This is a genomic window from Flavobacterium bizetiae (assembly GCF_902804475.1).
Lineage (GTDB): Bacteria > Bacteroidota > Bacteroidia > Flavobacteriales > Flavobacteriaceae > Flavobacterium > Flavobacterium bizetiae.
In genome coordinates this window covers 22,495-37,848 of record NZ_CADCSU010000124.1, presented here as the reverse complement: position 1 = coordinate 37,848, position 15,354 = coordinate 22,495, and the positions used below count along the sequence as shown (strand labels likewise).

The following is a 15,354-nucleotide window of genomic DNA, read 5'->3' as shown; positions in this document are numbered from 1 at the left end:
AACTTTATTTATATTCCTTTTCTTTTTGCGCGTACCAGTCTTTCATTACATAAAAAGCTTTCTTTTTAATTCCCTGATCTGAAATTAAACCTTTGCGATTAAAGAAATCCTGAATGTTAGGCAATTGTCTGCGTGGCGATCTAAAATCGACTAAAATCCATGGAGAAACTCCGGCTAAACCTTCTATTCGATTGAACATTTGAGTGTTTTGAACGTACAATTCTTCCTGATATTCTTCGTTCCAGCGTTGTGTTTTGTCTCCGTGTAAACCTTGCAGTGCTTCGCCTCCAAATTCGCTTATGATAACGGGTTTGTTATACGGAATTATCCATTGCATGTCTTTACAGGATTCGTTTGTTCCTCTGTACCAGCCCAAATATTGGTTAAAACTCACAATATCTACATATTCGTTCATATTGTCATGAAGTGTGTTTACATTGTTTGGACTCTTGGTCACTTCCATAGCCATACTTATTAAACGGGAATTGTCCTGCGTACGGGCATATTTAGCCAGTTTACTCAAAAAGATATCTCTATCGTCACCATGTGGTGTTTCGTTTGCTATAGACCAAATTACGATGCCGCAACGGTTTTTATCTCTGTAAATCATATCGTGCAGCTGACGTTCGGCATTGGCGTACGTATCCGGATTTGTCCATGAAATAGTCCAATACACCGGAACTTCAGACCAAATCATTAATCCCATTTTTTCGGCTTCTTTTACCATGTTTTCATTATGCGGATAATGTGCCAGACGAACATAATTACAGCCTAATTCTTTTGCCCAGGTCAACAACGTAACGGCATCTTCTGTAGACCAGCCTCTTCCCGATCTAAACGGCGCTTCTTCGTGAATGCTGATCCCGCGTAAAAAGACTTTTTTTCCGTTTAGCAGAATTTCTTTTCCTTTGGTTTCTATCGTTCTAAAGCCAATTTTATCTGCAATACTTTCATCGGCTTTGTCAATAGTAACGTCGTATAATTTTGGTTTTTCCGGTGTCCATAAAACGGGATTGGTTTTAATTTCAAAATAGGCCACTCCCTTTGCATCTGTTGTGATGCTTTTTTTGATTTTTAGTTCTGGAATTGTAATCGAAACCGACTGATTTACTGTTTCGTTGTTCAGTTTTACCCAGCCTGAAATTTTTGTTCGGTCTTTTTTATCTAATTGAACCAGATAATCTTCTATATAAGTATTGGGAACCTGCGCCAAAGTAACGTCTCTTGTAATTCCGCCGTAATTCCACCAATCCATATTTACGGTTGGAACATTGTCTTTATGACGTTTGTTGTCGACTTTTACCACTACAAAATTATTTCCGTCAACGAGCAGATCAGTTACGTCAAAATTAAAAGGTGTATAACCGCCAACATGAGTTCCTGCTAATTTTCCGTTTACATATACTTTTGCATCGTAATTGACTGCTCCAAAATGAAGAATACCTTTGGTTTGAGAACTCTTTTTATAGTTGAAGTCTTTCTCAAACCAAACTGTTCCTTCATAAAAAAACAATCTTTCGTCTTTTGAATTCCAATCAGATGGAATATCCATCGTGGCCGATGTTGCAAAATTATATTCGGTTAAATCTGTGGTGTTGAATTTTTTATTTTCGAAAAATCCGTTGTTCTTAAAAGGCATTAAGCGATAATCGTAATATCCGTTTTCGAGCGGATCTACAATATAACTCCATTTTCCGTTTAAGGTGATGTTATTTCGAGCTGAAATATTGGATAGTAACGGAATTTCCTGCGCCATCATTTTTCCAAAAATCAGAAAAGTAAAACACAGCATTATTATTTTTCTCATAGTCAAAATTGTTTTTTTATTTTTAATTATAAATTCTTATCCTTATTCGCACTTTTGTCATTCTGATTTCTATGATATTATGAATCTTTTTTAGGAGCTAATCCCGCTATTCGTTGCAATCTTTTGCTCCATTTCATTACACAAAAGGATTTCCACTTCTATCGGGGCTAGGATAATCATTTTCATTAGAATGTTTCCGTTTAATACATCATTTCGACAAGATTTAACCACAATATTGTCATTCCGAGGAACGAGACTCGAGCGATAGCGAACAGGCGAAGCAAATCTCCGTTAGTAGCTCGACAAACTATACACTCTGTGTTAATTTCTTGCGAAGATTTCTCCTCCGTCGAAATGACAATATCACGAGTAATACTATGCGATTGCATTGATTATGATTACTTCAATTAAAAAAATAAAATTTATTGTTTATCAAAATACTTTGTCAATTCAAACGCATTATCATTGATTATTTTCATCTCTTTTAATAAAGGTTTGTAGGGCTCAAATGCGCTGTTTACAATTCCTTTATTCGAATCTCTGTTAGAATAATCGGTGCTTAAATCTTCCGGATCGTTGTCCATGTATTTGAACCAATGCCAGCCAACCGAATTTTTATTTTTAAGCAATTCTAATGTGAAATTCTGGTAAAAAAGTCCTCTTTCTTTTTGAGTTCGAACCAGCCATCCTGCGCCTGTATTATTGGGCAATCCGGAATCTTCTCCTTTGGTGTACCATTCTGTAATTAAAAACGGTTTTCCGGACCATTCTCCCCATTTGTTCATTAAATCCTGGCTCGGTTCCCATTTTCTGTAATGGTTAATCGAAATGATATCCATGTACTTTCCAGCCACTTTAAAAATCTCCGGATTCGTTAATTCCTGCTCTTTATCCTGATTAAATCGGCACCCTAAATAAAGATGGTTCGGATCTGCTTTTCGAAGCGCTTCTGTTACCTTTTTCATATAGGTTTCAAAGTAAAAAGCGGTAAACGCCATGCGGTCTTCCTGAGTAATATCTGAGGCCGAAGCGCTAAAACCTTTTCTTTGATCGAACCATTCTTTTGCGGCAATATACCCCTGTTCATCTTTGGCCAATAAAGTTAAATGTTTATCTAATGCGTCGTTATACCACGGAAGTTCATTATCTGTAAAATAACCCATCAAATACTTATCATTTTTATATTGAGAAAGGTCTTTAAACGCTTTTTCGATATAGACATCAAACTCTTTATCAAAAACCATAACCAAATCAAAACGGTAATTCTGCCAGCTGGCTTCTTTATATTTTCCGCCGAATTTTTTAATGTGATCGGAATGATACATACCCATTGGCGAAATAATTACAGTATAAACCAGCGGATTTTCTCCTTTTCTTACCAAGTCTGTATTCGACCATGCGCCTACTCCATTAAATCCGTTATCACGAAGTAATTTTGATTCCTGTTTCAGCCAATTTTCAGGACTTCCAAATTTTTTATCAAATGCTTTTTGCTGATTTACAGACCGACCCGCATTAAAAACGGCAACTCCTTTGTAAATAAACGGATAACCTTCGGGATCAATAATCCACCATCTGTTGTCTATTTTTTGGGTTCTAAAAAATCCTGTCGCTTCTTTCTGCCAAACTTTTGATCCGCCGTAAACAGAAATAGGTTCTTGTTTTTTAATTTTAAAACCGGGAAGTTTATCAATCGTTTTGGCTTCATACGAAACCCATTTTGGGTCTAAGGCATTTTGTCTGGCTTCAACTTTTTGATAGGCAATCGTATTTTGTGCCTGCAGGGAAATCAGGTTCATTAAACAGAATATTAGATAAAGAAAATGCTTCATTACATTAGTTTTTTATTTTTTTGAGAGGTATTTTTAGTATTCATTTCTCAGTCGCAGTCGCAGTATTCAGGACTGAAAACTGTGACTGAAAACTGAGAACTGATTTCACTCTATGTGTTTAAAAGATTATTTCGATAAATAAATATGATCGAAATCGAAAACGTAATTATTTAAAGCTCTTACATCTTCCGGATCAACGCTTCTTAAAACCAAAATATCTTTGATTTTTGTCAGGTCTAATGCCGGATTTTGTTTTTTGTATTCGGCAATTGGAATTTTAACCATATTCCAGCTTCCATCTCTTTTAAGTCCGTACAAATTGCTTGTGGCATCAAATTCTACATAACCAGTATTTGAGGCATCTTTCATTCTAAATCTGATTTTTCCGGTGCTTGTCGTTCTTACCGCCATATTAATGTAAGTGTAAGACGAGATATCTGTGAAATTTACAAATGATAGAATTGCCATTGCCCATTTAGCTTCGGCTGCAGGCGGTGTTGCTGGAAGAGAAAAATTTCTATAAGCACCTTCATAACCATCAACGGCCACTTCTTTAATTACAAACTGATTGCTTGAAACCCAATTTAAAACAGGAGCTGTTTTGGTAAAATCAGGGTTTTCAGAGTAAATTTTAAGGGCATCAGCCGGAATAACAATTGGCGGTGTTGCAGGAGCCTCAACCTCTACTGTAAAGGTTTTCTTTTGGGTGGTATTATCAACAAAAGTGATTTCGAGAGTCGATGTAAAAGTTCCTCCTTTAGTATATTTTACCTCAACATTTCGCTCGATTGAAGAGCCTGGAGAGCCGCCCTGAAAAGTCCATTTTACAGCACGGACTTTTGTTGATGAATCGGTATAGGTTACCGTTTCTCCTGCTTTAACAGACGTGTTGGTTGAAACCGCATTTAATTCTCCTTTGTTATAAAGATATACTTCGCGTACATCATCTTCACAGGAAAATAATCCTATGAAAAGCACTAAAAACAGGTATTTTAGTTTAATTATATGATTTAGTTTTATGGTCATGATTTCTTTTTTTTGGTTATTTTTTTGAGAGAGAATAGAAGAAAGAGTAAAGAGAATAGACTTCTCAGCAAATCTTGATTCCTGTTCTTTTTAGAAAATAGAATAAAGAATATAGAGAACAGATTTCTCACTTAATCTTGCTTCTTGTCTCTTATTTCTCTTCTTTTAGATCTATTCTCTATATTCTATATCTCTATATTCTTTCCTCTATAATTCTAAAACTCTATTTTAATCCGTCTAAAAATCCTTGATAAGCTGGTTTTTTATTATAATCAGCATCTAACAGCAACGGATATTCTTTTGAATGCCAGAAACTTGTTAGCCAGGTATATTTATCGGTTACGCCCCAGGTTGAAATGGCGAATTTTTGATTTTGAGGCAGTTCTTCATACATTGTAGTAATGAATTTGTAGGTTTCAGATTGCTTTTGCGCTTCGGCATCATTAAAGACATACGAATCTGATTTTCCGGTATTTACTTTTATGTCTAATTCTGAAATATGAACTAACAATCCTGTTGAAGCAAGATCTGTAAAACCGGTTTTCATAGTTTGCCTATTGGTATCTGTCGCGTAATGAAACTGATCTCCTACACCATCAATTGGCACTCCATTGGCTTTGAATCTTGTGACCATTTTTTTGATGGCAGCTCTTTTTCCTGCATCAATAACAACGCTGTAATCATTGTAGAATAATTTCGCATCAGGATCAGCTGCTTTTGCATATTTAAAACATCTTCCGTAAAAACCAATTGGGTCTTTAAAAAGCGGATTTATAACGGCTTCGTTTCTCAAAGCACCGCCATCTGCAAAAATCTCATTTACCACATCCCAGCTTTTTACTTTTCCTTTGTAATGTCCTACAACATCGGTAATGTAAATTTTAACTTTGGCTTCAAAAGCAATAGAATCGTATTTTGCATTTTTAAACCAATCCGGAAATGAATCGTACCAAACCAATGTATGTCCGTGAATTTCCAGATTATTGTCTTTTGCAAAACTGGTCAGATAATCGCCCGCCGTGTAATTGTAAGCGGTGGCCGAAGTCCAAATGCTGGCCATTTTCATTTCGTATTCGGCAGTGATTTGGCTGTAATGTTTCAGAACTGCATTTTTGTAATTGGCTTCGCCTTGTAAATCCTTCATTTTAACGGCAGCTCCAATTTTAAACTTTGCTTTTTCTTTTAAAGTTTGCGTTACAGGATTCGGATTAACCGGAGTTTCATCATCAACATTAATGAAAACTGTTTTTTCGTCGTTGCTGCAAGAAGCAAACAACAAAACGGTTAATAGACCTAAAATATATTGTTTCTTTATCATCGTGTTATTTTTTATTTGATGCGGAAACCAAAACTGAATTCAGTTTCCAGATCTATTGTTACTAACAAAAACTTGATTCTTATTAATTATATCCTACATTAAATCCTGCCGGTTTTCCCATTAAATCAATCTGACTTTGCGGAATTGGCATATTGACCATTACTGGCGTCATTTTTAAAGGCACTTCACCCGCACTGGTTCCGGATGGACTTGAACGGAAATATAAATTTTGTCTTTCTACCAAAAGTCCTAATCGTTTTAGCAAAAACCATCTGTTGTTTTCGAATGCCAATTCTCTGGCCGATTCATCTAAATAATTGTTTAATGTCCAGGTTGGCAAATCAAAAGTGGTTACGGCACTTTCGGGATTTCCTGTATAACCTCTTCTTCTCACTTTGTTTAAATAAGCAAGTGCTTTTGTATCGTTACCCAGATTATGATAGGCTTCTGATGCCAGTAAATAAGTTTCGGCTAATCTGTAATACATATAATCTTTATAACTGTTGGATGTCATTGGCAGTTTTTCTGTATCGTGGTATTTTTTCAAACTCCAATGCCAGGCTCTGTAATTTCCGCTTGGAGCTGCAATTGCTGGATTGGTAATAGATTGCCCGAATTTTGGATTTCCCGGAACATTAATTTTATAATCCTGATAATTATCTGAATAGTAATAGGTTTTGAATCTTAAATCGTTGGTCTGATCGTAAAGAGATTTTAAATAATTGTTTGGATAAAACCATCCTAAAGACTGACCTCCATACGCCACATCCTGAATAAGTTCGCTTGCATTTAGTTCGTATGTGCGTTGCGTAAAAACACTTCCTAGCCAGAAACCGCCACCGCCTGCCAAATCATCACTTGGACCTAACAGAAAGTCTCTTTGATAGGTAAAAAGTGATTCTCTATGGTTGGCATTTTGTCCCCAAACCTCAGCCAATGGCACTAAAGCATGCGTTCCGTCATTAATAATCGCATCAAATTGTGCTGCTGCTTCGGCCCAGTTTTGCTGCCATAAAGCACTTTTACCTCGTATGTGTCTTGCAACGCCTTGTCCGTAACGTCCGGCATCTACTTTAAACGGAAGATTGGCTATTGCATAATCAAGATCTCCATCGATTAATTTGTAAACATCTGCATCGCTGGCTACTTTGTAGGTTACCGGATCGTTAATATTTTCCGGCGTTGTTGGAATGGTATCAATTAAGATACCGCCATACATTTGCTTTAAATCCAGATACAATTCGCCTCTTATTACGCGAGCTTGTGCTACTAATCTTTTCTTGGCATTGGCATCCATATTAATATTTCTTGCCGAAGTGATAATAGCAGAACATCTGTCGATAATTTTATATCCCTGAATCCATTTTGATCCTGTAAAAGATTGCGGATTATGGCCTGTTCCGTAAGGTGTATTCCAGGTTCTGTGCAATCCTAAATCCGTGGCAACCATAAAGAAAACATTCGCCCATAAATCATTATTATCTCCAGATGGCGAATTATAATATCGCATCTGGTTGTAAAGCGCGTTTACTCCAACTTCCAGTCCGGCAGGAGAATCGTAGATATAATCTACAGAAATCTGATCTTTTACGTCTTCTTCCAGAAAACTTTCGCAAGAAGTCAATCCTAAAGAAAGTCCGAATATCAAAACAAATAGAAAATTTATATTTTTCATGATCTTGTTATTTTTTTAATTTATTAAATGATGTTAAAAACCTACTTGTAAGCCTATAACACAGGTAACAGGTTCTGGAAAATCGTTTATATCTTTTTCAGGACTATAAGATTGGTAATCAGTTATGGTAATTAAATTACTACCGGTTACATAAAGTCTCATATTGGTTAAACCTAATGATTTAAGGGTGTTTTCAGGGAATTTAAAACCAAGCGATACGTTTTGTAAACGAATATAAGAGGCGTCTTGTAAGCCTAAAGTATTGATGTACGGCGGATCGTTTCCGTCTCTTGGTCTTGGCCAGTTTCCTCCAGGGTTTTCAGGCGTCCAGTAATTTTGTTTTACACCATTTTTAACTCCTCTTAATGATCCTCCTTTTACATAATCGTATAAAAATAAATTGTCTCTGGTAACGCCCTGAACAGTATAAATATCTGCCGAGAAATCGAAACGTTTGTATTCTAAACTCACAGAAAAGGTTCCGAACCAATCCGGTAATTTTGAAGTGATTACTCTGTCCTGATCCGGATTTGGATTTGCACCGTTTGACGGATCTGCATCGTATAATTTTATATCTCCCGGATATAAAGTTGTTCCTGTAACAAGCGGAATATTTTCTCCTTGCTGATAAATTCCAACGGCTTTATATCTGTAATACACATCAATTGGTTTTCCGATAAACCATAGATTTCCAACAGAATCATCTTCTTTTCCGTCTCCGTTGGCATCTTTACCGTAAATGCTTACGATACTGTTTTTGTTTTTAGTAAAAGTGGCTCCTACATTCAATCTAAAATCTTGCTTTTTGATAAGATCTCCATTCAAAGTAATTTCTAAACCTTTGTTATTTACTTTTCCAAGATTGGATAATTTGGTTGTATATCCTGTATTCGCATTTAAGGTTTCGTAAATCAATAAGTCTGAAGTATCGGTATTATAAACCTCAACTGTTCCCGTTAATCTGTTTTTGAATAAACCAAAATCTGCTGCAAGGTTTAATTGTGTTGATGTTTCCCAACGTAAATCCGGATTTGACAATTGAGAACCCGGAACGTAACCCGATACTTTTATTCCGTTTATAATATAATCTCTCTGATCTGCCACAGCCATACTTTGGTACGGATCTTTAGGCTGATTCCCTACTTTACCATAACTGGCTCTTAATTTTAAATTGCTTAAAACAGGAACGTGTTCTTTCATAAAACTTTCATTTGAAACATTCCACGCCGCATTTACAGCCGGAAAAAATCCCCATTTATTATTTTTACCAAATACTGATGATCCATCGGCTCTGCCTGAAACCGTAAAGTAATATCTATTATCAAAATCGTATTCTAATTTTCCGGCAAAAGAAATTAGAGAGCGTTCGTTACCACCGATTTCCGGCGTGTTCAGGAAAGCACTTTCCAGACCATAAATCCCTAAAATATCACTCGGAATTCTACTGGATGAATTTTTAAACTCATTATATTCTGATGAAGTTATTTCGTAAACTCCCGTGGCGCTGAAGTGATTTCTTTCGGCAAGGTTAAAGTTGTAGTTCAAAATATTACTAAACTGATATTCTACATTATCTTTAAAAAGAATACTACCGCTCCCTTGTCCTGAATTGGCAATTCCGGAAAGTGATTTCGAAGAATTAAAATTCATTGCTTTATAATTCCATGATCGTCTACTCGCGTTTAGTTTATAAGTGAAACCTTTTAATATGTTGATATCAAGAAAAACATTCATAATGTCATTTCTATTTAACTCATTTGTATTGGTTTCATAAATATCGATAAGCGGATTTGGCGTTTCCTGAATGCCACCAGGAAGATGACGGAACGAACCATCGTCGTTATAAATTTTACCCAACGGTGAGGTATTTATGGCATTATTCAAAATATTACCCACATTTGGACGATTTGACTCAGAAAACTGAAGCGAAAGATTCATTCCTACTTTTAGCCAGTCGGTAATTCTTTGATCAACATTAATTCTCATGGCCACCTTTTCGAAATCGGTTTTAGGTATAACACCCGAAGTATTGATGTAATTTAAACTGGTAAAAATGCTTGTTTTATCTGTTCCTGACGAAACACTCAAACTATGGTTGTTGGTAACACCAGTTCTTAAAGCATATTTTTCCCAATCGATATATTTTCCTGATTGTACAGATTCTAATTCAAGCGGAGAAAAAACCTGATCGTCCGGTCTGTAAACTCCTCCGTTGCTTGTTCTATAAGCTTCTCTTTTCAACTGGGCAAATTCTTCACCGCTATAGATATCAAAATTCCTGTTGATTGTCTGTACTCCGGAAAATCCATTGTAGGCAATTTTTGCTTTTCCTGTTTTTCCTCTTTTGGTTGTAATTAAAATAACTCCATTTGATGCTCTTGCCCCATAAATAGATTGTGCAGCAGCATCTTTTAAAATTTCTAAAGAAGCAATATCATTGGCATTAATATCGTTAATGTTTCCTATTACAATACCATCTGCAATTACGATTGGTTCGTTGCTTCCGTTAATGGATTTTTTTCCTCTAATTTGTATCGAAGATGAACTTCCCGGACCACCATCGGCCAGACTAACCTGAACTCCGGCTGCTTTACCTCTCAACATTTCTCCAACATCAGAAGTAGCTACTTTAGTCATGTCACCCGGTTTTACAGATGCCACAGAACTTATTACGTCGCTTTTCTTTTTGGTACCATATCCCACAACTATAATTTCGTCTAGTGCCTGAGAACTTGGTTTTAAAACTACTTTTAGATTTTTTTTGTTTTCTGTTTCAACTGAAACCTCATCCATCCCGATGAAAGAAAAAACGAGTGTACTTTTTGAAGTTGTACTTATAGTAAAGTTACCGTCAAAATCTGTTTGAACTCCTTTTGTTGTTCCTTTAACATGTACGTTTACACCTGGTAAAGGCAATCCTGCATTGTCGACTACTTTTCCTGAAATCGAACTTTCCTGCGCACTCATATTAAAAGTGAGCATGCACATAAACAGAATTAAAACTAGTTTTAGATAATTTCCCTCAAGAAAAAGCATCTTTACGTGTTTGTAATTTTTCATTTTAATTTTTTGGTTAGTTAGTAAATCATTGTGATTTTCATTGCAAATGTGATTAATAAATGACGTTTTATAGGGAGGAAGATATTCGTTTTTAGGGGCGTCAATGTGTTTATTTGCAGTTTTAAGCTATTTAAAAACAGTATTCGTAATAAAAAACTTAAAATTTTGAAATTCGATTAATTTTCAACTTTCCAATTTAGTTTTAACTGCAATCCCGATAACTATCGGGAGCAAAGAATAAAAACGCAATCCCGATAGCTATCGGGAGCAAAGGATAAAAACGAAAAGTCCGCAAAGCTTTAAATAAACTTTGCGGACTTTATGTATAATTAGACGCGGATTTTACTGATTTGCTATCGCAAAGGCGCGGATCAAAACGGATTTTGAGTTTTTAAATATGATTAAAAAAATCTGCGTCAATCAGCGTTTTCGCGATAGCGAATCCGTTGCATCAGCGTTCCATTAAACTTTACGATTAAAATATTTACGGTTAATTTTTCGCAGCTTTATATTCACTAGGCGATAAATTGTAAAATCTTTTAAATTCTTTGCTAAAGTGTTTTCGATCATTAAATCCTACCATATTGGTCACTTCAGATACGGAATAACTGGTATTGAGTAATAAACTGGCAGCTTTCTTTAATCGCATATTTTTTATAAATCCGGCGACCGACTGATTCGTGAGGGTTTGCACTTTTTTGTAAAGCACGGTTCTGCTCATTCCTATTTCGCGGACTAAATCATTAACATCAAAATCGGTATTGTCGATATTGGCTTCGATGATCTGGGTTAGTTTTTTGACGAATAAACCTTCGGGCGTATTTACATTTTCTTGTTCAGAATCTGAAATAAATCTTTCGCCGTATTTCTGACGCATTATTTCTTTGGCTGATAATAAATTAGCTATTGTCAGTTTTAATTCTTCTATGCTGAAAGGTTTCGAAATATAGGCATCTGCTCCTGTCGAAAGTCCTTCGATTCTATTTAAAGTGGATGATTTGGCCGTTAATAAAATAACCGGAATATGATTGGTATTGAGGTTTGTTTTTAAAATTTTACACAACTCAAAGCCGTCCATTTCGGGCATCATTACATCGCTTACAATAAGATCCGGAATTTCTTTTTCCATATATTCAAGCGCTTTTATTCCGTCTGTAAATTTTAGGACTTTGTAATCGCTGTATAAAATATCATACACAAAAGAAAGTACTTCTTCATTGTCTTCTATAACGAGAATGGTCTTTTTGGTGCTGTTTTCCGGTTCTTCCAGATATTCTGCTTCATAGGTTTCAATTTCGGTTTGAACATCAGAAATTGGGTTTGCATTTTCTTCAATTTTAATGGCGTTCTCTACAATCTGAGATTTCTTAAAATGATCTTTTCCTTTCTTTAAAGTAATGGTAAATATAGTGTTGAAATTGGCATCGGCTTCTGTCTGCACCTTAATTTCTCCGTGATGCAATTCGACAATACTTTTGCTTAAAGCAAGACCAATTCCGCTTCCTAAATTAGCGCTTCCGCGATCGTCTAATTGGAAAAAGTTTTTAAAAATTTTCTTTTTTCTGTTTTCAGGAATCCCAATTCCGTTGTCTTTAACTTTAATTTCGATGGAATCTGAAGCTTCTTTTTGTTCTACAGCCAACGTGATTCGGCCATTTTTACTGGTAAATTTAAAAGCATTCGAAAGCAGATTATAAATCACTTTTTCCATCTGATTTTTATCAAAATAAATCAAAGCGGTATTGATGTTGAGAACAAATTTGTAGTCGATTTTTTTCTCGACCGCAAAGCCGCGGAAGGATTCGTAAATATCAAAACAGAAAGAAACGATATCCTGCTGTTCGCAATAAATTTTCATGCTACCTTTTTCAGCTTTTCTAAAATCCATTAATTCATTGACCAATTTTAATAATCGGTCTGAATTGTTTTTGATGACTTTTAGTTTGTGTTCGAGATTCGAATTTTTCTCGGCACTATTTAAAAGTTCCTCAACCGGTCCGCTGATTAATGTTAACGGCGTTCTGATTTCATGCGAAACATTGGTAAAAAAATCCAGTTTCATTTTGTATAATTCCTCTTGTCTTTCTTTCTCAACCTGTTCCAGATAAAAAGCTTGTTTTAATAATTCTCGATTTCTAAAAAATCTAAACAATAAAACGGATCCGGCCAGTAATAATCCGAAATAGAAAATATAAGCCCACCATGTTTTCCACCAGGGCGGTAACATAATTATTTTTAAGGTTTTAATGACAGGATTCCATTTTCCGCCTCCATCTGCTGTTTTAATTTTTAAGAGATAAGTTCCCGAATTTAAATTGGTAAGATTAATATAATGCTGTGAACCAATGGTATGCCAATCATCTTTATTAAAAGAACTTTCGAGTTTATAGGCATATTCGTTTTTTTCGGGAGAAACAAAATTCATTGCGCTGAATTCCAAACCAATATATCCCTGATCGTGATGCAGGGTAATTTCCTGAGTTTCGCTTATATCTTCTTTTAGTTCCACTTCTTTACTTCCGGGTCTGATTTCTGCATTATTCACGATAAGTTTCGTTAAAACGATTTCTGCATTATCCGGAGATTTGATGAGTTTAGACGGATTAAAAACGATCAATCCGTTTGAAGATCCGAAGATTAATTCGTTATCATTTAATTTTAAACTGCTGTTGTTTGAAAACTGTTTTACTTTTAAACCGTCTTTTGCGGAGTAAGAAGTAATTTCAAAATCAGAAATAGCGGGAGTTGTTCTCAATTTCTTTGTTCTGATTTTATACAGCAAATTGTTATCGCTGATCCAGATATTTCCTTGTGCATCTTCTGAAATGCTTTTTATGGTTTCATCTGTAAAACCCAGCGCACGGTTTATTTCGAAAAAGTGTCCGGCTTTTTCATTCAACAAATTGATGCCACCGCTTTCAGAACCTACCCAAAATCTTTTCTTAGAATCGGTAAACAAAACCGTAAGGCTGTTATTTGGCAATCCGCTGACTTTTCCTGATTTGTATATTTTCGTAACCCTTTTTAGTTTCTTATCAAAAAAGTTCAAGCCGTATTGTGTGGCAATCCACAAACCATTTTCGCGGTTTGCTATATCTGTAATAAAATTATCGCTGAGCGCATTTGAAGTCCCGTCGGCCATATAACTTTCTATGGTTCCGTCCGGGAGTATTTTTTTTAATCCGTTTCCGTTTGTTCCTACCCATAAATCTCCATTATCGATTAATAAGGCCGTTATAGGTCGATTACGCTCTTTCGGGTTTGGAGAAAGCGAAATTTTACTGAAAGTTTTACTGTTTTTATTGAACTTATATAATCCGTTAAAAGTACCGCAAAACAAATTTTCCTGATTCTGATTGACCAACGCGGTGATCATATTCACGCTTTTATCAAAATCATTAGTATCGATTAAATACGAGGAATTTTTGTTGTTTCTGAAATCCAGAAAATTCAAACCGCCGCCGTTTGTTCCTACCCAAACTGCATTGTTATTTTCTTTTGAAACGGCATTTACCAATGCACTGTTTAATCCAAAATTGGGTTTTATGACTTCTCTTACGTTGGTGAAATTCGTGTTCGTTTTCTGGAAAAAATTCACGCCTCCACCATTGGTTCCAATCCAGATATCATCGTGACGGTCTTTTAAGAAACACTTTATATCATCGTCTGACAAACTATAACTCGTTAACGGATTGTGTTGGTATTTGGTAAATTCATTTTTGTCTTTTTTATAAACACACAAGCCATTTTTTGTAGCAAACCAAATGGTATTGGCATCTACCGAAACAATATCATTTACCCAATTTGATGATAAACTTTTTTTATTTCCAGAATTTTGGAGATAATTCTTCACGGAATTTCCGGCTGCGTTATAATGGAAAACGCCATTGGCTTCGGTTGCAAACCATAAATCTCCATTTTTTTCTTTGATAATTTTCCAAATTTTCGAATGCAGTAAAGCGTCGTTTTCTTTTAAAGTTTTCGGAAGTTCTTTTCGCGATCCGTTTTTAGGGTCGAAACATTCTAATCCTTTTGCTGTGCCTACTAAAACACCATAATTACGATCATAAAACAGTGACAAAACCCTGCTTTTTCTAAAAGGAGAATTATGATCGTTTGAAATTTCTTCTAATAAATACTGCTTTCTGTTTAAGCGTTTAATACCGCCAAAAGTCCCAACCCAGATCCTGTTTTGATCGTCCTGAATGATAGATGAAATGTAGTTTCTGCCGCCTTTTACTTTTTGGACGTCGACTCTTAAAAAGTTATTTTCTTTTTTATTGAAGAGGTTTAGTCCGTTGTTGGTTCCTATCCAAAGTTCCTTTTGATTGTCTTCTAAAATTACATTGATATGGTTGTTGCTGATCGTATTTAGAATGTCTTTGTTGTAGACATATCTTAAAAAATTATATCCGTCGTAACTAATTAGTCCGTTTGCGGTTCCTATCCAAATAAACCCTTTTTTAGTTTGATGGATACTCGAAATCATACTCTGCGAAAAACTCACATCGTAATCAATATGATCAAAATATAAATCTGATCCCTGCGCCTCAACATTAAAGGAAACGGAAAGAAATAATACAAGGCTTAAAATACGGCTTTTAACGTTCTTCATAAATTGATTTACTTACAGATC

General features: G+C 35.4%; 7 protein-coding genes. All 7 read right to left on the bottom strand.

The genetic code is table 11. The features are described from left to right. Window positions 1-4: 4 nt before the first annotated feature. Window positions 5-1,807, bottom strand: a complete 1,803-nt coding sequence (locus FLACOL7796_RS17245) for a glycoside hydrolase family 2 protein (protein WP_173971974.1) — start codon at window positions 1,805-1,807, stop codon at window positions 5-7. Window positions 1,808-2,229: 422 nt separating this feature from the next. Then, entirely contained in the window at window positions 2,230-3,639 is a 1,410-nt protein-coding gene (locus FLACOL7796_RS17240; protein ID WP_197913333.1) for a hypothetical protein, read from the bottom strand. Window positions 3,640-3,765: 126 nt separating this feature from the next. After that, window positions 3,766-4,665: a PKD domain-containing protein gene (locus FLACOL7796_RS17235; protein ID WP_173971973.1), complete on the bottom strand. Its 900-nt coding sequence runs from the start codon at window positions 4,663-4,665 to the stop codon at window positions 3,766-3,768. 223 nt (window positions 4,666-4,888) lie between these two features. Beyond that, window positions 4,889-5,983 (bottom strand): endo-1,4-beta-xylanase, encoded by a 1,095-nt coding sequence (locus tag FLACOL7796_RS17230; RefSeq protein ID WP_173971972.1) that lies wholly within the window; start codon window positions 5,981-5,983, stop codon window positions 4,889-4,891. Window positions 5,984-6,065: 82 nt separating this feature from the next. Further along, window positions 6,066-7,658 (bottom strand): RagB/SusD family nutrient uptake outer membrane protein, encoded by a 1,593-nt coding sequence (locus FLACOL7796_RS17225; protein ID WP_173971971.1) that lies wholly within the window; start codon window positions 7,656-7,658, stop codon window positions 6,066-6,068. A gap of 33 nt (window positions 7,659-7,691) precedes the next feature. Next, window positions 7,692-10,718, bottom strand: a complete 3,027-nt coding sequence (locus FLACOL7796_RS17220) for a SusC/RagA family TonB-linked outer membrane protein (RefSeq protein WP_173971970.1) — start codon at window positions 10,716-10,718, stop codon at window positions 7,692-7,694. Window positions 10,719-11,208: 490 nt separating this feature from the next. Next, the gene (locus tag FLACOL7796_RS17215; protein WP_173971969.1) at window positions 11,209-15,333 is read right to left on the bottom strand and encodes a hybrid sensor histidine kinase/response regulator transcription factor; all 4,125 of its coding nucleotides are present in this window, start codon (window positions 15,331-15,333) and stop codon (window positions 11,209-11,211) included. Between the last annotated feature and the right edge of the window lie 21 nt (window positions 15,334-15,354).